Source organism: Photobacterium lipolyticum (genome assembly GCF_003026475.1).
GTDB lineage: Bacteria > Pseudomonadota > Gammaproteobacteria > Enterobacterales > Vibrionaceae > Photobacterium > Photobacterium lipolyticum.
On the sequence record NZ_PYMC01000017.1, the window covers coordinates 65,538 to 84,166 of the forward strand.

General features: G+C 44.9%; 12 protein-coding genes and 1 tRNA gene. 6 read left to right on the plus strand and 7 right to left on the minus strand.

The window, feature by feature from the left end; translation table 11 throughout:
- Positions 1-48 precede the first annotated feature (48 nt).
- From chbG to C9I89_RS18630, 4 genes are all read left to right on the plus strand, one after another.
- Positions 49-789, plus strand: a complete 741-nt coding sequence (chbG, locus tag C9I89_RS18615) for a chitin disaccharide deacetylase (RefSeq protein WP_107284820.1) — start codon at positions 49-51, stop codon at positions 787-789.
- A 332-nt stretch (positions 790-1,121) separates the two neighbouring features.
- Positions 1,122-2,117 carry a LacI family DNA-binding transcriptional regulator gene (locus tag C9I89_RS18620; RefSeq protein ID WP_107284821.1) on the plus strand — a complete coding sequence of 332 codons (996 nt, stop codon included), beginning with the start codon at positions 1,122-1,124 and terminating at the stop codon, positions 2,115-2,117.
- Positions 2,118-2,312: 195 nt separating this feature from the next.
- Positions 2,313-2,397, plus strand: a tRNA-Leu gene (locus C9I89_RS18625).
- 414 nt (positions 2,398-2,811) lie between these two features.
- The gene (locus C9I89_RS18630; protein ID WP_107284822.1) at positions 2,812-3,612 is read left to right on the plus strand and encodes a helix-turn-helix domain-containing protein; all 801 of its coding nucleotides are present in this window, start codon (positions 2,812-2,814) and stop codon (positions 3,610-3,612) included.
- A 21-nt stretch (positions 3,613-3,633) separates the two neighbouring features.
- Here C9I89_RS18630 and C9I89_RS18635 read toward each other — a convergent pair whose 3' ends face one another.
- From C9I89_RS18635 to C9I89_RS18665, 7 genes are all read right to left on the minus strand, one after another.
- On the minus strand, positions 3,634-4,599 hold the full coding sequence (locus C9I89_RS18635) for an ABC transporter ATP-binding protein (RefSeq protein WP_107284823.1): 966 nt from the start codon (positions 4,597-4,599) through the stop codon (positions 3,634-3,636).
- Positions 4,592-5,590 carry an ABC transporter ATP-binding protein gene (locus C9I89_RS18640; protein ID WP_107284824.1) on the minus strand — a complete coding sequence of 333 codons (999 nt, stop codon included), beginning with the start codon at positions 5,588-5,590 and terminating at the stop codon, positions 4,592-4,594. The genes C9I89_RS18635 and C9I89_RS18640 overlap by 8 nt, the downstream gene beginning before the upstream one ends.
- Before the next feature lie 15 nt (positions 5,591-5,605).
- A complete protein-coding gene (locus tag C9I89_RS18645; RefSeq protein WP_107284825.1) occupies positions 5,606-7,411 on the minus strand; it encodes an extracellular solute-binding protein in 1,806 nt (601 codons plus the stop codon).
- 65 nt (positions 7,412-7,476) lie between these two features.
- On the minus strand, positions 7,477-8,520 hold the full coding sequence (locus C9I89_RS18650; protein WP_107284826.1) for an ABC transporter permease: 1,044 nt from the start codon (positions 8,518-8,520) through the stop codon (positions 7,477-7,479).
- A gap of 4 nt (positions 8,521-8,524) precedes the next feature.
- Entirely contained in the window at positions 8,525-9,544 is a 1,020-nt protein-coding gene (locus C9I89_RS18655; RefSeq protein WP_107284827.1) for an ABC transporter permease subunit, read from the minus strand.
- A gap of 307 nt (positions 9,545-9,851) precedes the next feature.
- Complete coding sequence (locus C9I89_RS18660; protein WP_107284828.1) at positions 9,852-13,676, minus strand: zinc-dependent metalloprotease; 3,825 nt, start codon at positions 13,674-13,676, stop codon at positions 9,852-9,854.
- A gap of 24 nt (positions 13,677-13,700) precedes the next feature.
- Positions 13,701-14,522: a hypothetical protein gene (locus tag C9I89_RS18665; protein WP_107284834.1), complete on the minus strand. Its 822-nt coding sequence runs from the start codon at positions 14,520-14,522 to the stop codon at positions 13,701-13,703.
- Between the two features lie 825 nt (positions 14,523-15,347).
- Here C9I89_RS18665 and C9I89_RS18675 point away from each other — a divergent pair.
- Together C9I89_RS18675 and C9I89_RS18680 are read left to right on the plus strand one after the other, a co-directional pair.
- Positions 15,348-16,481, plus strand: a complete 1,134-nt coding sequence (locus C9I89_RS18675) for a Glu/Leu/Phe/Val family dehydrogenase (protein ID WP_245905524.1) — start codon at positions 15,348-15,350, stop codon at positions 16,479-16,481.
- Positions 16,482-16,511: 30 nt separating this feature from the next.
- Complete coding sequence (locus tag C9I89_RS18680; protein WP_107284830.1) at positions 16,512-18,218, plus strand: AMP-binding protein; 1,707 nt, start codon at positions 16,512-16,514, stop codon at positions 18,216-18,218.
- The last annotated feature ends 411 nt before the right edge of the window (positions 18,219-18,629 follow it).

The window sequence follows — 18,629 nt, forward strand, 5'->3', positions numbered from 1 at the left end:
AAATATTGAACGGCAAGGAAGCCGATTTTTATAAATTTAGGTGATGGTATGCATGTTATTTTTAATGCGGATGATTTTGGTTTGACTCCTGGCGTTAATTTGGGGATCGTCGCTGCCAGCCAGTCAGGGGTGGTACGTTCAACAACTCTCATGGTGAGTATGGCGGCTGAAAAACATGCGATTGATCTGGCTTCCTCTGCGGCTTCACTTAAGCTGGGCTTGCATTTGCGATTTACAGCAGGAGCGCCGCTCACTGCTGCCCACTCCTTGACATGCGACAGTGGCCAATTTCTTGTAAAAGAAAATTTCTGGCACAGAAGAGATTTTTCTGAACAACAGATTGCTGATGAAGTCACCGCGCAAGTTGAGCATTTTCTTGCTTCAGGGCTAAGCTTAAGCCACATTGATAGTCATCACCATGCTCATACTCACCCTCAAATATTACCTGTGGTACAAGAGCTAGCTCGTTTTTATAAAGTGCCATTAAGAGAATGCGGTAAATATGGTGTTACATCGAACGATTGTCGATATATATTCAGCAATGATTTTTATGGTGATGATATTAGTGTCGATAAACTCTTAGATATGATAAAAAAGCATAAACATCGCTGTGATGTATTAGAAATAATGTGTCATCCTGCTTATATTGACCAACCATTATTAGATGTTAGTAGTTACAATGTTTTAAGGGCAAAAGAGTTGGCTGTATTAACGGATGGACACTTGCATGAAGCCTTAGAAAGGCAAGGTGTTGAAGTCTGTGACTTCTCTATATTATCTAATGCATGATGATATTTTAAAAAAGTCAAAGATCAAAAATCACATACTGTAATGGTGTTATTTTTACGGTGACTTTCAGTATCTAGCGCCTTTGTTTTATTTGGCGCTAAAAGAATAGCAGCTGCCAGTGACGCAATTCCCCCTGATTTACCATTGCGAATAACTGGCAGCTTGCTATAACTATACCTAAGTATATTGAGATCACTTGGGTATATGGTGTTTATTCAACATTACGCCGTCGATGTCTTTCTGCTGACGCTGGTATCCACTATAGTCGAGGGCTGGCTAACGAGTTGTTATAATCCCTCTCAATTAATCATCAGAGGTAAGACGCAAAGGTTATGGCAAGAATCAAAGACGTTGCTCTTTTAGCTGGTGTTAACCGTTCGACAGTATCAAGAATAATTAATGGTGAAGGTAAATTCAGAGCGGATACTAAAAGAAAAGTCGAACAAGCAATGGCTGAGCTGAATTATCGTCCCAGTGCTATAGCGCGTTCTCTTGCAACGGCTTCGTCCAATATGATTGGTCTGTTGGTTACTAACTATACGGGTGGTTTTTTCGGTGAAATGATGGATCAAGTTCAGTCTGAACTTGATTTGCATAAGAAGTTTCTGATTACCGCTCAGGGACGTCACAGTGCAGATGGTGAACGTGAAGCTATTTGTCGATTTCATGATCTCCGTTGTGATGGGTATGTTCTTAACAGTCGTTATCTTAGTGATGATGAATTGCGGGAACTGGCTCTGGAACCGACTCCTTTTGTTTTGTTAGATCGTTTTGTCGAAGGTTTGGAATCCAGGTGTATTACGTTTGATCATTCACTTGCCGGGCACATGGCCGTCAGTCATCTGATCAAGCTAGGACACAGGGAAATTGGATGTATATCGGGTCCACTCAGTCGTACCAATAGCAGGCAGCGTTACCAAGGGTATATAAATGCACTGAAAGACGCAGAAATGGCCATTGAACCGACCTTAAGTTTTGAAGGTAACTATGGACGGGAAAGCGGCTACCTTGCGGCACAGAAACTTTATCAAGATCACCCCGATATGACGGCATTGTTTTCTTGTAATGAGGATATGATTGGCGGTGCTTTACAGTTTTTCCATGAACATAATATCGAAGTACCAAAACAGATATCACTAATTAGCTTTGATAGTGTCGATTTGTGTGCAAGTTTTTATCCGACAGTATCTGCGGTGCACTTTCCCATCAGCGATATGGCTCGCGTTGCCGTTGAAGTGCTGAAAAACCAGATAAAAAAAGAGATCATTAGCGTTAATCGTCATTTTGAGCCAGAACTGCGGATTCGCAAGGGTGAAAGAGTTATTTAGCCCGTGTACTGGTTTAATGGGGCGTTTATTGTGGCGTTATCGTAGGTGTAACCACAGACGGTGGCGACTTGAACTATGAAAACGTGACATGTTTGAGCGATAAGTTGTCACCTTGATTGAAAATGCAGCGAGTGGCGGTTTGGATGAAAGAAATGCTTGCGCATCAATCTTGTATACGTATAATGAGCCGCATCTGCCCGAGTGGTGAAATTGGTATACACGACGGATTCAAAATCCGTTGTCGCAAGACGTGCCGGTTCAAGTCCGGCCTCGGGCACCAGATAAAATGATAAAGCCTCGACTTTTTGTCGGGGCTTTGTTGTTTCTAGCACGATCAAAAACTTAGGTTCGCTTTTCTTCTTGTCATCAACCAGTGAAAAGCGAGTTTAAGCCCTTTTTCTATGGCCGTTCCGGTCGATATCCTGTCTTTTATGTGCCATTGGCGCTGACAAGCCATATCGAAAACCCGCTTCCTTGGGAAGTGACGGTTCTCGGGCACCATATTTCATACGACAAGCCTCAACTTCGGTTGAGGCTTTGTTGTTTCTAAGATATTTAAAATCGCTTGTTGTCAGCCTTAAATTTAGACAAAAAAGTATCCATTAGAAAAAAATAAAAGAATACGCTTGCTAAACACAGCACATCATTTACTAATAACAGGATAGTAGAATAACGATACAGGAGTAAAGGTAGTATGCGAGCAGCAAATCCTGAGTATTTACTGGCGGCATTGAGAAGCATAATTAAAGCTAAGGGACTTACCTATAGAGAGCTCGCAGATAGGTTGGGTGTTCCTTTGTCTACGTTCAAGCGTCATTTATATAGTCCGAATATTACCCTCGAAAAGTTGTTGGATTACTGTCAGGAAGCGGATGCCTCTCTGGATGAGTTGCAGAAGCTGGCTATCAAACTTCAGCATGATAATGATAGTTTTTTTAGCCATACGCAAGATGAAGTCTTTTACCTTTTTCCGCAGCTATATGATTTTTATCGAGAACTGCGCCATTTACGGAATCAGGATAGTTATGACTACATGCGAAAAAAATATGGCCTAGATAAAACCTCGACCTATGCCTATTTGCGTGCGCTAGAAATGCTTGGCTTGGTGAAGCTTGCCGAAGATAACAAGATCCAGCTGAATGGACCTTATTACTATCGTTTTTCTGATGATTCAAAGTTGAGTGAGAAGTACAAGGATATCCTCAAAGAGCAGGCTCTGGAAAATCCTAATTGTGTTCGGGTTGGCTTCTCTCGTATGTACCTTAAAGAGGATCAGCTGGAAAGCCTGAATAAGCTCCTTGCTAAAGAGGTTCTTAAATACCATAGCGAGAACATGCAAAGTGAGGCAACGGGAGAGGAGCTGCTTCGTAATGTGCTGCTATTCGTTACCCATCACCAGCCTTTAACGTTTTCTGATGGAATTAGTGCGCTCCCAAATTCATTCTTGCAGGATATTCGAAAGACAATTGTTCAGTTTGAAGAGCAGGGGGCATAACTCATCCCCCTGTAGCCATGGTTAGCAGGTGTGGTGGCAGGCGACTAGATGTCTGTCAGCTTTTTCGATTAGCTCTGGGTAGGCTTGAGTGCACTTATCCTGTGCATGGGCACAACGGGAAGCAAAGTGGCACCCTTTCGGTGGGTTCATAGGTGACGGCACATCGCCCTCTAGCACGAATTGTTTGCCTCGTTGGCGTGGGTCAGGGATCGGAATCGCTGAGATAAGTGCTTGGGTATAAGGATGCTTGGGGCGTGCGAATAACTCTTGGGTATCACTGAGTTCAACAATTCGACCTAAATACATCACGGCAATCCGGTCAGAGATATGACGAACCACAGAGAGGTCATGTGCAATAAAGATCAGTGCCAGATTCATCTGATGTTGCAATTGTAACAATAGGTTGACGATCTGCGACTGGACAGAGACATCCAGAGCAGACACCGCTTCATCACACACGATCAGTTTTGGGGTGAGGGCAATTGCTCTGGCGATACCGATCCGTTGACGCTGTCCTCCAGAAAACTCGTGAGGATAGCGATCAATGGCGGATTCAGGCAGTCCTACTTTGCGGAGTAGATCTTTTGCCCATTCCCGGCGCTCATCGGGCATCCCGATACCGTGAATTTCGTAGGGTTCTTCGAGAATCGTGCCAATGGTATGTCGGCTGTTCAGGCTTTCCATTGGATCCTGAAAGATGATTTGCATTTCCTTGCGCAAGGAAACCATTTCAGATGCTTTGTACTGGGTTATATCCTGCCCATTGTAAATGATCTGCCCGGAGGTTGGCTCATGAAGTTTTAGCAGTGTCCGTCCTACTGAACTTTTCCCGCAACCCGATTCACCCACAAGTCCCAAGGTTTCGCCAGCTTTGACTTCCAGTGAGATGCCGTCAACGGCATAGACGTATTTGGTCTTGCTAAACAATGAACCACGTACCTTATAATGCTGTTTAAGATCGACTAATTTAAGAATCGTTTTAGACATGATTGATTTCATCCATCATAAAGCAGCTAACATAATGCATTGGAGAGACTTCTTGCGGTGTGGGAACGGCATCACCGCAACGTTGGGTTTGATAATGGCAGCGATTTCTAAATCGACATCCGGATGGCATTTCTCTTAGGGTAGGGACCGATCCCTGAATTGTATCTAACTTTGTTTTAGGCTCGCCTTCCAGTCGTGGGATTGAGCGGAGTAAGCCTTGGGTATAGGGATGTTTTGGTGACTCAAAGAGGGTATAGACATCAGCCTGTTCTACGACGCGCCCAGCGTACATAACGACGACTTCGTCACAGGTTTCGGCTACGACACCCAGATCATGGGTGATAAAAATGATCCCCATATCGTTGTCGGATTGAACTGAGCGCATTAACTTAAGAATTTGCGCCTGTACCGTAACATCGAGGGCAGTGGTCGGCTCGTCGGCAATGAGGATGTCAGGCTTGCATGCCAATGCCATCGCGATCATAACCCTTTGCCTCATTCCCCCGGATAATTCATGAGGGTAGACATTAAATCGTTGTTTTGCTGCTGGAATACCAACACGATGGAGCATATCTATGGCGGCCTGTTTGCGTTTGCTCTTGGAGTATTCAGGGCGGTGCAGTTCGTACACTTCACATAGCTGCCTGCCGACAGTATGTACCGGATTCAGGGCGGTCATTGGGTCTTGGAAAATCATTGAGATCTGCTCGCCGCGGGTTTTGTATAGCTCTTCCGGTGCCATACGAACGAGATCGCTTCCCTTGTAAGTGATGCTGCCGCCTGTCACTTTTCCATAAGGGTGGGGCAGCAGCCCCATGATTGAAGCGGCGGTGACACTTTTCCCGCAACCGGATTCCCCGACCACACCGATGGTTTTTCCTTTAGAGACACTGAACGAGACGCCATCAAGTACCTTGATATCGCCTTCGTCAGTAGTAAAGGTTGTCTCTAAATCGGTAATGGTCAGGATATTGTCATTTGTGCTGCTCATAGGACGACGTTTTCCTTATCCTTGGATATAGCGTTTATCGATGATGGTAACAGGCGGAAATGTTTTGCCCGCTCTCAGTGCTTGCTTGGTTTGTGCTTTCTCATCGATGTCAATCCAGAACAGACCATATTCCATACTCTTGGCATCGAGGATATCGCGTGATAGTTCGGTACCCAGTCCTTCGGGCAGTTTCACATAACGCCAGTAGGCCCCGCGAGAGAATGGGACAGAGTAGGTCGGGATCACGCAGTCACAATCGGAAATGAGACGCTGGATCTGACGCGAAAGGCTCGCTTTCTTTTCAATAGTAAACTCAGAATCATAGGCGTTTATCAGCTGATCCATTTTTTGACCGGCAAAATTGGTAAAGTTGTTGGACTGTGGCTGGGCATTGGATGAGTGGAAGTATTGCCAGTAGACTGGTAGCTGACCGCTCCCCATTCCCAGGAAGGCGGCTTGGTGTTTTTTCTCGAGCAGCGCCTTGAACCCAGTTGCGCCGTCGACGAGTTTAAGTTCGATATCCAGGCCTGTTTTACGCGCCTCCTCTTTGAGGACGATCACCCTAGCGGTGTGCATCTTGGACAAGTAAGTTAGGGTAATGGCAAGTTTTTCGCCTTGGTTGTTAATTCGGATCCCGTTATCATCAAGTTGCTTGTAACCGGCCTGTTCGAAATAGCGTGAGGCGAGTTGTGGATCGAACGTTTTGGCTTGGATTTCCGGGTTATCATATTGGCCATAGCCCGAACCGAAGCCTTGTAGTCGGACATAATCACCGCGCAATGCCACATCGATCATTTTCTGTACATTGAGTGAGTGGGCGATGCCATGGCGAATATTCTCATCATCCATATGAGGCGCATCGAGGTTTAACCAAACACCGGCCGCTCCCTGCGGGTATTTGTTATAAAGCCAGGCTTTGTGGATGTAGCCTTGGTCGTATAGCTTTCCTTTGGCTTTATCATGCCAAACAGAGGGGAAGACCATATAGAAAGCATCAAGCTCCCCTTTCTCGAAGTATTTGATCGCAATGTCGGTATCGCGGATCACTTTAATTATGATCTTATTGACGTTATAGCGATGCTGATAGTAAGGGTTTTTGTAGCCCCACCAGTCTTTGACCTTAACCAACTGGATGGATTTGCCTTTTCTTACTTTACCTACCTTATAGGGGCCTGTTACCGGCTCTGCTTTCCAGTTGTAGCGCTTCACGAAATCTTTTGGGATCCCATTGGCATAGAAGTGGGTCGGCTTGGGCATAATGTTCAGCCGCATGAGCAATTCGTCATTGGAAAGCTGATCGGCAGAGTGGAGAGCAAAGGTATGTTTATCGTAGACGGTGATCCCTGCGATCTTGTTGGTATAGAAGTCTTTGTACCAAGGCGCTTTAACATGATCGCTTCTCATGTAGTCAAACACAAAGGAGAAGTCCTGGCTGGTAATGGGCGTGCCATCCGACCAGCGGGCATCTTCGTCTATTTTAAAGAATAGGGTTTTATGGTCATCACCAAATGCCCATTGCTTTGCAATGGCAGGAATGTACTCGCGGGTGTTCGGTTGCTGCTGAAGCAGGGCCGGATTACCGTCGAGCAAGAAAGCCCTAAAGCTTCCGTTAGAGTCGGGGCCAATTGTCCTCAGCGTCAACGGAAAGCTTGCTATATGCAGTCGGTAGGTTCCGCCCGATTTGGCGTTTTTATCTGCAAATAACGGCTGCTCGGTGTTTGAAATCCAGGTTAACCCCGAAGGAAGTTCAGCAGCCAGCGCTCCCCCTTGAAATAGCATGCTAATGGCCGTTAATAGGGTCGTTATTAAGATTTTTTTCATTATCACTCCAGACTTCTTGATTCGCGATGGCGGCCTTGCTATCGCCTATCCGTTATTTCTTGTGGTTAGATATAGCGGGTATACTTCTTGGGATCGAACGCTTCTCGAACACCCTCGCCAATAAAGGTCACCATGGTCAGAACCGAGACGATGGCAAAGACCACCGAACTGATGATCCAGTAGGCATCCATATTGGACTTACCTTGCTGCAATAGATCCCCCCAGCTGGGCGTTGGTGGCATGAGGCCTAGCCCTAAGTAATCCAGCGCTGTCAGGGTGGTAATATTGGCGACGATACTGAAGGGAGCCAAGGTGACGATCATAACCATGGTGTTGGGTAAAATATGCTTAATGATCACGCGCCAGATACTGGCACCCTGAGCCTTGGCCGCCATCACATAATCCCGCGCTTTTTCCTTGTAGGTCATGGTTCGCATATACCAGGTGATGCTGATCCAGCCAAACATCACGTTGATGAACACAAACAGGAAGAAGCTGGGTTGAATGATGGATACCATGATCATGATGACGTAGAGAAAAGGTACCATGGACCAGATTTCAATCACTCGCTGCATCACAAGGTCAAATTTACCGCCAAGATATCCCATCAGCGATCCAATCAATACACCAATGGTGTAGCAGAGGGTCAAGGTCAGCAGCGCAAACCAGATGGCAATACGAAATCCATAGATCAGACGGGCCAGTACATCACGACCCGATGTGTCGGTGCCCATATAATGTTTTGTTTCAAGGGATGGTGGGTTGGGCGGATAATTTACGCCATCAAAGTCTTGCTCATATGGATTCCAAGGGACGATTGGCATGAATACCCAGTTGCCTTCCTCCTGTTTGGAAAACTCTATTTCCAGCTGTCGATAGTCCACTTCATAACCGTAGTCCAAACCAAACATGTCACCTGTTTTGACCTTCGAATAAGTAGGAAAGTACCAATTACCGTTGTAAGAGACCATCAGAGCCTTACTGTTGACGAAGACTTCTGCAATACAAGAAAGTAGAACTAGGCTAGCGAGGATCACAAAGGAATAGTAGCTTCGCTTGATTGAGCGGAAGCGAGTGATTTTCTTTTTTGTTAATGGGTTTAACTGCATGCTGTTAGCTTCCAAACTTAACCCGAGGGTCAACCATTGCCACGCACATATCCGAGAGGATATTGCCGAACATTAAGAGCAACGATGACATCGCCAGGATGCCCATAACGACAGGATAGTCCCGTTCAATAATCGATTCGTATCCGAGCAGGCCGATGCCGTCGATATTGAAGACCACTTCGATTAGGAATGAACCAGCCACAAATACGGACACGACATTACCCAGGTGGCTGGCAATTGGGATCAGGCTATTGCGCAGTGCGTGCTTGCGTACGGCTTGCTTAAATGGCAGGCCTTTGGCGATGGCTGTTTTGACATAGTCGGCTGCTAAGCTTTCCAGCAGATTGTTTTTCATCGTCATGGTCAAAATGGCAAAGTCACCGATGATGTAACAGATGAGGGGCAATATGGCATGGGAGAACAAATCGGCAACTTGTTCGGTCCAGAGCAGATCATCAAACTCGTCGCTGACGAAGCCGCCCATCGGAAACCAGTCCATCTGGAAGGCAAACAGGGATATTAAGAAAACCCCGACGACATAGTTGGGCAGGGCATAGCCAACAAAGACCAGTACCGAGCTGATGTTGTCGAACTTGGAGCCATGCTTCATCGCTTTGAGGATCCCAAGCGGGATCGAAACAAGGTAGCTGATTAAGAAGGTCCAAAAGCCATAGAACATCGATACCGGAAGTCGTTCCTTTATCATGTCCCATACCGGTTCGTAGTAACGGGTCGATTCGCCCAGGTCGAGCTGGACGAGTTTGCCCAGCCATTCTTGGTAGGCCTCAAAGATGGGCTTATCTAAGCCATAAAAGGCATTTAACTCGGCAATCTGTTCTTCCGACAGTGATTGGGAACCCTGTTGGCTTCCGGCACCGCCGTCAACTGCCTGTGACTGCATCTGTGAAATCATCCGCTCCACCGGGCCGCCCGGGACAAAGCGAGTTAACGCAAAGACCATCAGGGTAACGCCAATAAAAGTAGGAATGATGAGTAATAATCGTCGGCTAAAGTAGGCTAGCAATGCATACTCCTTTACATCCTTTAAGTAAGCACTTCGTATTGCTTTTGAGGTGAGTTCAATGTGTTAACACATCCGTGTTATTGCCTGGTATCAATCAGCAAGCTGAGCCAGCATGTAATAATAAATACAGACGCTTACAGCACAAGTGATATGTGTAAAACATTATAAAATGGGCCGCTGCGTATCGAGAGGTGAGGTGTCGACATACAGATATTTCAATTCAGGTATTACCGTTGAACTTGGTTCGCTATGGGTAAAGCCCGGATATCGAAGATCTCCGGGCTTGGTTATGATTTATTGAAGTTTCTTACAAGACCGGCAGTTGCTCTAGGGCATAGCGATACTGAAGATATTCGTGGTTTTCCCACAACCAAATGACTTCAGGGTCGATATCGTAAATATCTGCATCTTCAGGGATCTTTGAAATTTCATCTGCAATATATGTCGAGTAACTCTCGGCATCTGTTAGCAATGTTTCCAAATACTCAGGGTTGTCATCTTTATAGTTGCGGATTGTATTCCATGCTGCGAGTAAGTTTTCTTTCGTGTGGCAACGACTGCTATCTTCGGCTGGCGAGTAACAGTTGTTCTCCTTGTCAAAAGAAAACTTGGCCGGTGCTGGTGGAAATGGTCGAGCTCTGAATAAGGACTCAAAATGCGGTGCCTTTTTCAGAATACCTAATGCAGTCGTATCTCTTAGCATTACCAACTTGAAGTCGTTGATATTTTTTAGGCCGCTAGTATCCAAATTACGCTTGGTGCGTGGGTTAGCGTTTCTAAGTTGTTCTAACTTCTCTTGGTGGCCATTGATAAGCAGGGCTTTCTCTGCCATGCGCTTGGCAAGTCCGTTTCTCCGGGTTATAAGATATCGTCGTGTTTTTAGACTAAATTCAAAGCTGTCATTTTCATCTCTGCTCGAACTTGGCTGGGTTAGGGTAATATCGTCGATCAGTTCTTGCGAACTATCGGCTAATCCATATTCTTTAGCTGAGCCATATGCGACCACGTTTCTAAGTAGGGCTGCAAACATTGGGGTAACTGTTTTTTTAGATAGTTGGAAGTATCTCTTCAAACCAACTAAATATTCAGGAACATCGACAGCGCGTTTGATATTAGGAACGTAGCGTTTAACGGTTGATGTACGTTTACCATCCTTATCAACAAAGATTGGATCAGGGAAAGAATCCATGCCAAACCCGAGGTAGCCTAAATAGGTTTTCAGCTTCTGTGGTGTGCCTTGTGTACTCAGGTAGGGACTGGATATATCAATTAGCGCCATATTGGATCTGTCCTGGCTGCTATAGTAATAACCACTACGCTTAACCAGCATTTGTGCTGCCAGTAGCTTGTCGGGCCAGACCCCTAGAAGGTCGACTGCATTTGCCGAGCTTTGATATGGGTTGTTGGCGCGCATGTTGGCTAGAGAACGTCCATCTCTCGTTTCGGAAAGAACTTTGATTGGTTCGTAGTCCTGAGCCATGGTGGCAACAAGATCGTCATCAAAACAGGATAATGGTAAGTCAGTTTTGTTCTGTAAGTTTGGACCGAAGCGTTTCCAGATATCTGATAACGGGATAAAACTATTAATTATACCGTCATTAGTTGTGCTTACTTCAACTTCACAAACTTTATCAGGCTTGTTTAACACATCAATAAAGAAGTTTGCTGCAAGAAGACTCGCATCAAAGGTATTACATACTTCATTTTTAGCTTTGTTTGAGGATTGGCTACAGAAATTGATGTAATAATCAGTGACGCTGCTTCCGTAACTATCTTCAGATCCTTTTGTCTGGGCTAGGAAATTATCAATGCGCCCCAGATCTTCAATAACATCTCGTATTTCGGAGAACTGCTGCAAAAGGCTGAATGAGTAATAATGCAGTCTAAAGTCATAGAATTTATCGCGGCCATTACGGCGGTTGATTAGATCATAGTTATCCCAATATTTCTGAATTCGGAACTTCGTCAGCTCTAATACATTGGTGCCTTCATCAAAGCGATTACAGTTTGTCGTGCTGATTACATGCTCGTCAGTACAATAGCGATAGTCTTTCAGCGCTGTTCCAGGCATTTCTACTGCAATCGTTTTTTGTAGCTGATCGATTGCACCTAGTGGATAGGCTTGGTGATCAAGACGTAGCTTTTCGTCGATATTTTCTAAGCTCATAAATGTCGAGCTAGCGGTATCATCAGTACTATTAACCTCAACTTGACGGCGATAACCATAGCGAAGTGCGGCGATATCGTATTTACCGTAGGTTGGCAGTTCGTCAAAAATCGAAGCACCATAGTCCATTACGGAGCTGTAGGCCGGCATTTTGTCATAGCCAAGCTTCGACACTTCGTCATCTTGGTAGAAGTTCGCTTTATCCATTGACCCCATAAAGTTATGGCGTAAGCCTAGGTTATGGCCAAATTCATGCACGAGGGTTGATTTGAACATGTGCTCAGTAATTGCATCGCTAACTTCTTGTTGCTGGTCTTTGGACAGCTGAGTCCAAGATTTTAGCTTTTTATTGGCTTTGTCCGCATAATCCGATGCACTATTATCAAGTTCGGTATTGTCAAAATACTTACCAGCAAGATAATCGATGCCTTTGATTAAGCCTTTTGACTTAGTACTAACCCACATGAACTCTTCGGCGTACATGTTTTGTGCCGCCATTTTATCGAGCTGCTCAGTATAGTGGGCAGCAGATTTGCTGAAGCTATTTTCTTCCTGTTGTTCTGGTGAAAGCCATTGAGGTTTGCCATTGATAAATCGAGGCTCATGGCTAACTACTGGTTGTGTGGCTATTGGTGTTCCTGATGCGAATATAGAAGATCTATTATCGGCTATCGAAGCACCTGTCTCGCTAGGAATATTGGCAGTATCTAATGGCTCTTCTGGTTTGTATTCATCAGGCCGCTCAATCTCTGCGCGATTATATCGCATAACCAATTCGTCCCACATGCGTCGAGAGGTAGAACGGATCACGCCGGCGTATTGATTTACATGAGCGTGAACGATTTCACCGGTAAGTGGGTTTGTGGCTGATGGGCCATAACCCAGTAGGCCATTGTCGACCGGGTCGGTAATTAGATTTAATACGTTATAACGTAAGTCGCCGGTATGAACACCTGCTTTTTTCGTTGGGTTAACGATTTTGATAGGTGGAACACCAGTACCTGCCAACGTTTTGTTCATTTGATTAATGGTTTCGAGCGTAATGTCAAGGTAGAACTTGCCGGCTTTATCGAAATAACTATCACTTAAGTAATAATCGATTGACGGTTTATCCGGATTAAACCGATGAAGTAAATTGAATTTTTGCCCTTGTAAACCGATTTCACCAGTCAGTGAGCGCTGTTCTTTTTCATCGTTGAAGAAGCCGAATTTAGATGAGTCACGGCCCGGATATTGAACTGTCTGGTAATCATCACTAGTTAACTTGTCGAGTTGTACCATGGAATAGAAAAAACGAGTTTTAAAAGAGAGGTCTTCTAAGTTTCCACCAAAATCGTAGGCATCATCAGGGCTGGCTGTGAAGGTACGCTCAACCTCAATGTTTAACACGCCCTTTTTCGGATCATATATTGAGCTGATCACGCGAGGTTCAGCTGTCTCTTCAACATTATCAGCTGTCCACCAAGCATCAACAGTATCTACGGCCAAAGACTCAACCCCAGCATAGTCAGGGGTAAAGTGGGTGGTTTCCTTCCAGTCTAAATCGGCATCTTCGTTGAGTTCTTCTTTGTTGGTACATTCATCATAGTCATCTTCAGCACAACGGTATTGCTCGAAAGTGCCAGGGATCTTCAGTACCGGCGCCTGATTGATGATAGCTGTGTAGCGGCTATCTTTATCCGGTTCGATGGTATCTCGGTCGACTTCTTCTGCGACAATACCATTGGTTTTATCAAAGCGAAGTTTAACGAGTTTTGGCGTACCCTGGAAAAAACCGCGCTGGGTTGCCGCATAACGAGGTGTAGCACCCGTTGATGGCATATATAGCCACAATGATTCTGTATCGAGTGATGATTTCACTATCTGTTCTTGTGCTCGAGGAAGAGTGTCATAACTTCTTTCTTCTGCGCCACAGCCATAGAGTGCAATACTCACTAAGGCTGCAATTGCTAATTTCTTATACATGCTGTGTTCACCATATAAATATGATTAAAGGTCGTAATTTAGTGTGATGTAGTAAGTAGGTCTTCCGAGATCAAATAGATTTTCGAGCGGATTAGGTCCCCTATCGGGATCGTAATACGTGGCACTATTTGTTAGACCGACAGCCAAACTAAATTCCTTGTTAAATTGGTATCCCATCTCTGCCGAATGAGTCAGCTCCGGTGAATAACTTTTTCCACGGTAGCTCCATGATTTCGAGCTCACCAAGTTGGTACTGAAGAACCATTTATTAGGGATGTATTCGACCGCAAATAAATTGCTGACGCGATACTCTTCTAATGGATGGGCACCGGCAGTGGTGTATTGGTGGAAGTTTTTTCGAAGTCGAATAGAATCACTGATCAAAAGCCCTTCGATGACATGATCTAGCGAAAAAGAGAACTTAAGATTGCCTCTTATTGCGGTATTTAGATCATTTTTTATCGAATTTTTCGAGACTGGAATAAGAACTCGCGCACCACTTGACATGGAAATGGTGTCTGTCGGGTTCCATAGATTATATCTTGTTGCGGTTAACCAAATATCACTCCAAAACTCTCCACGTTCACCGTCATAGCTATGTCTTCCTGAGACAATTGTCGAGAATTTTGTATCTGAATTTAGATAATAATTAATGGTCGCGGTAGCCGACAAATTACGGTCTGCGAGGTAGCTGCTATCCTCATAACCATTTCTGCTGTAATCAATCCCAATAGACGCTCCCCATTTATTGTGTTGTGAGGGAGCATTCTGAATTTGTTCTTCAGCATGTATGCCATTGGATATCAGTGCAGATACCATGGTAAATAGCATCAAGTTAAACTTCATGACTTGCCCCATTCCCTGTGTAACATTCCTTTATGGCGTTCCAAATTGCCATACGAAATACTATTGTCTTATTATGTTTAGAGGAAATGGATACTAATCCACACTGCGCTAGCAATAAAACGCTATTATAAAAGTACCGTATATTTATTCGCCTGGTATTACATGGTGAAACCACTTACGAAAGTGGGTTTAGATGCTGATTTTGCAAATTGGCTTTCTTGTGGCGGGTATTGCTGCTTGATGTGCTTTTGCTGGAAACTCTGCCTGCATATCTGTCTTTAAGTAGCTGAAAATACTAATTTTTGATTCTAGTGATATTCGATTAGTAAAAAAATGAAACAATCCAACGCCAATATCAACCGATTGCATATTTTTTCATTTTAATATTGCTGCTTGTTTAAGGGCGATATTTATATTAAGCGTCACACTTGATCGATAAATAAGCCGTAAGATTCTGACGGCAAGAAGGTAATGCTGCCACAAGCAGCAATAATAATGCATTTGGATTCGATACCCTCGGATTAGATGACGGACGGCGTATCAGCTATCAAAAAATGGATCTTGATTTTATTAGTACCAGTACATCTTCGGCACGAGCTTGTGGTGTTTGATTGTTGATTATCACAAAGCCTCTGCGAAAGCTGGGGCTTTATCGTATTCGGGGCTATCGAGCGGGCTTTTATTTTTAGGATGAGAGGCATGTTGAGGGCTTTGCTTGACTGATTTTTCACTTTAACACCATGGAATTTCAGTTATTCCCCCCATTTTTTGCTAATTGTGACTATGGTTTATATACAACAAATAGTCATTGGCGGAAGAAATAATATGGACGAGATATTTCAATATTCCGATGAACTCGGGCCGTTTAAGATCATTCATTTGTATGAACCCTCTGTGAACTTAAAAGCGGTGCTGGTGGTGGATAATGTGGCGATGGGGCCGTCTGTCGGCGGTATTCGTATGGCAGCTGATGTCACAACGGAAGAGTGTGTCAGGCTTGCCCGGGCTATGACATTTAAAAATGCCGCCGCGGGACTGCCCCATGGCGGAGGTAAGGCGGTGATATGTGCCGATCCCAAAATGCCTAAGGCGGATAAGGAAAAGTTAATTCGTGCTTTTGCCCAAGGATTACGTAATGAAGAGACCTATATTTTTGCGCCGGATATGGGAGTAGATGAAGAGTGCATGGCCTGGATCCGGGATGAAGTTGGCCGGGTAGTAGGGTTGCCCCATGTGTTCGGGGGGATCCCCCTCGATAAATTGGGGGCGACTGGCTGGGGATTAACTCAAGTTGTTGATGTTGTAGCGAAAGAGTGCGGGTTTAAGGTGAAAGGGTTGCGATTTGTCGTGCAGGGTTTTGGCGCGGTGGGTAAGCATGTGAGTCGGTTCCTCGTTGATAAGGGGGCGTTGTTGGTGGGGGTGTCTGATTCCCGTGGTGCAATCTGTAATCAAAATGGTCTGGATGTAGAACAACTGTTAACCCTGAAAACCGAAGGTAAATCTGTAACTGAGTACAATGACGCGACCCAAATCACGGGTGAAGATCTGGTTGGTATTGAATGTGATGTGTGGATCCCGGCGGCTAGGCCGGATGTGATCCATAAAGGTAATGTTCATCATATGAACACCAAAGTCATAGTGCAGGGCGCCAATATTCCCTGCACCGCAGAAGCTGAGAAATATCTCCATCAGCATGGTGTGCTATGTATTCCTGATTTTATTGCCAATGCGGGCGGGGTGATCTGCGCGGTGATGGAATACCGTGGCGCAACTCAGGCGGCAGCCTTTCAAGCAATCGAAGAAAAAGTGCGACGCAATACCGAGCAGGTGCTCAGGCGGGTCAATCAGCAATCTATGCTGCCTCGCGATGCCGCTGTAGCATTGGCAAAAAAACGGTTAAATAAAGCGATGTCTTACCGTCGCTATTCCCTGTTTTCGACGGCTCCTCATTTTCTTTGATCCTTCGTTTGCTGACATGAGGTGAGCATTATGGAAATGGCACCAAAAAGTTATTTTCATCGTGGCGGTAACCAATCGTTGCTCGGTAATACCATTCCTGAGCACTTTATCAATATTGTACAACAATATCCTGAACGGGAAGCCGTTGTATCACTAGCCCAAAACCAGCGATTAACGTATAGAGAATTATCCGAGGAGATCGATTTGCTGGCTAAAGGCTTGGTAGGTTGCGGTTTTCACAAAGGCGATCGGATTGGTGTCTGGTCTACTGATAATCTTGAGTGGTTACTGTTGCAAATGGCAACGGCCCGTCTTGGCATGGTCTTAGTCAACATCAATCCGGCTTATCGAAAAAAGGAATTGGCTTACGCGTTGCAATGCTCCGAGGTGCAGGGGGTGTTTGTGATCCCGGCCTTTCGTGATAGTGATTACCTATCAATGTTACTGGAGCTTATTCCTGAGCTGAAAAAACCATCCCCCCAGCTAAATTGCAAGGCATTTCCGTTCCTACGTGCGGTCATTGTTTTTGATCCCGAGAACCCGCAACAGACCATGCGTCCGGCAGCCGGGTTTAAAATCTGGCCGGAGGTTTTGGCCGGTGGTCAAAGAGTGTCGGATAATGACATTGACTGCATTACTGAAAGCCTGGACCGTGATGATCCGATCAATATTCAATATACCTCAGGTACTACCGGCTTTCCGAAAGCCGTGATATTAAGCCATCATAACATTCTCAATAATGCGTACTTTTCCGCAAAAGCCATGCACTTTAGCGAACAGGACAAGTTATGTGTTCCGGTGCCTTTTTATCATTGCTTCGGCATGGTTTTGGCAAATTTGCTATGTTTTTCGGTTGGTGCTTGTATTGTGATCCCCTCTGAGCATTTTGATCCCACAGCGGTATTACATGCTATTGATAGTGAAAAATGCACGGCGGTACATGGGGTGCCAACCATGTTTATTGCAGAATTAGAACACGCTGATTTTGACCGCTATGATATGAGTAGCTTGCGTACCGGGATCATGGCTGGGGCTCCCTGTCCGCCGCCTCTCATGGTGCGGGTAATGGCAGATATGCATTGCCGTGAAATACTGATTGGTTATGGTGAAACCGAAGCTTCGCCACTTACTCATTTAACCTCGCGTGATGACAGTCTTGAGCGCCGGACAGAAACGGTCGGTAAAAACTTAGCCCATCAGGAAGTGAAGGTGGTGAGTATTCAAAGCGGAGAAACCGTGCCGTTAGGTGAGATAGGCGAAATTTGTTTCCGTGGTTATCACTTGATGCAAGGTTACTATGGCAATACGAAAGGTACTAAGGAAGCGATAGACGAGCATGGTTGGTTACATTCCGGCGATCTGGGGACAATGGATGATGAAGGTTATGTGAAAATTACCGGGCGAATAAAAGAGATGATTATTCGCGGCGGTGAAAACATCTATCCCAGAGAAATCGAAGAGTTTTTATTTTCTCACCCTAAGATCCAGCAAGTTGCGGTCTTTGGTATTCCTGATGAATACTATGGTGAAGAATTGGTGGCCTGGATCCAGCTGCATGCCAGCGAAACGGTTACTGAAAATGACATTCGAGAATATTGCCAAGGGCAAATAACTCACTTCAAGATCCCCAAATACATTCGCTTTGTTGAGACGTTCCCGATGACAGTGACAGGTAAAGTGCAAAAATTCCGAATGAAGGAGCTGGAATTGGCACAATTACAGTCAGAGCAAGGTTGAGATTGATTTAGTCATGCGTATTAATGCGTGGGCCAATCTATAAAAACAGCCTGGGCGTGCTTTTTTTGAGCGCTCTGGCCTCTATTGGCTGTTATTTGTCCTGTCGGGTGATTTATTTGAATTTTCTTCTAAATACCTATTGCCAATGTGATCGAAGTCTCTATAATGCCGCCTCACTGACACGGAGTACGGCAATTTAAGCTGGTAACCACTCAGTATGTTCTTTAACAATTTGACCATGCAATCTGTGTGGGCACTCGTGAAATGATTAGTCAAAAAGATTTATCAATGAACTGAGTGACCGAACGATATGGTTCCTGCAGAGGAATGATATTGGCACAGTCAATTTACGTTTCAACTTCGGTTGAAACAGAAAATCAGTAAAAATCATTGAGCCGTATCGAAAGATAC

Excerpts from the sequence above, each read along its gene's own strand:
- C9I89_RS18630 (WP_107284822.1), top strand. The coding sequence starts at position 2,812 with ATGCGAGCAGCAAATCCTGAGTATTTACTGGCGGCATTGAGAAGCATA.
- C9I89_RS18660 (WP_107284828.1), bottom strand. The coding sequence starts at position 13,676 with ATGTATAAGAAATTAGCAATTGCAGCCTTAGTGAGTATTGCACTCTAT.
- C9I89_RS18635 (WP_107284823.1), bottom strand. The coding sequence starts at position 4,599 with ATGTCTAAAACGATTCTTAAATTAGTCGATCTTAAACAGCATTATAAG.
- C9I89_RS18620 (WP_107284821.1), top strand. The coding sequence starts at position 1,122 with ATGGCAAGAATCAAAGACGTTGCTCTTTTAGCTGGTGTTAACCGTTCG.
- C9I89_RS18645 (WP_107284825.1), bottom strand. The coding sequence starts at position 7,411 with ATGAAAAAAATCTTAATAACGACCCTATTAACGGCCATTAGCATGCTA.
- chbG (WP_107284820.1), top strand. The coding sequence starts at position 49 with ATGCATGTTATTTTTAATGCGGATGATTTTGGTTTGACTCCTGGCGTT.
- C9I89_RS18665 (WP_107284834.1), bottom strand. The coding sequence starts at position 14,522 with ATGAAGTTTAACTTGATGCTATTTACCATGGTATCTGCACTGATATCC.
- C9I89_RS18680 (WP_107284830.1), top strand. The coding sequence starts at position 16,512 with ATGGAAATGGCACCAAAAAGTTATTTTCATCGTGGCGGTAACCAATCG.
- C9I89_RS18640 (WP_107284824.1), bottom strand. The coding sequence starts at position 5,590 with ATGAGCAGCACAAATGACAATATCCTGACCATTACCGATTTAGAGACA.
- C9I89_RS18675 (WP_245905524.1), top strand. The coding sequence starts at position 15,348 with ATGGACGAGATATTTCAATATTCCGATGAACTCGGGCCGTTTAAGATC.
- C9I89_RS18650 (WP_107284826.1), bottom strand. The coding sequence starts at position 8,520 with ATGCAGTTAAACCCATTAACAAAAAAGAAAATCACTCGCTTCCGCTCA.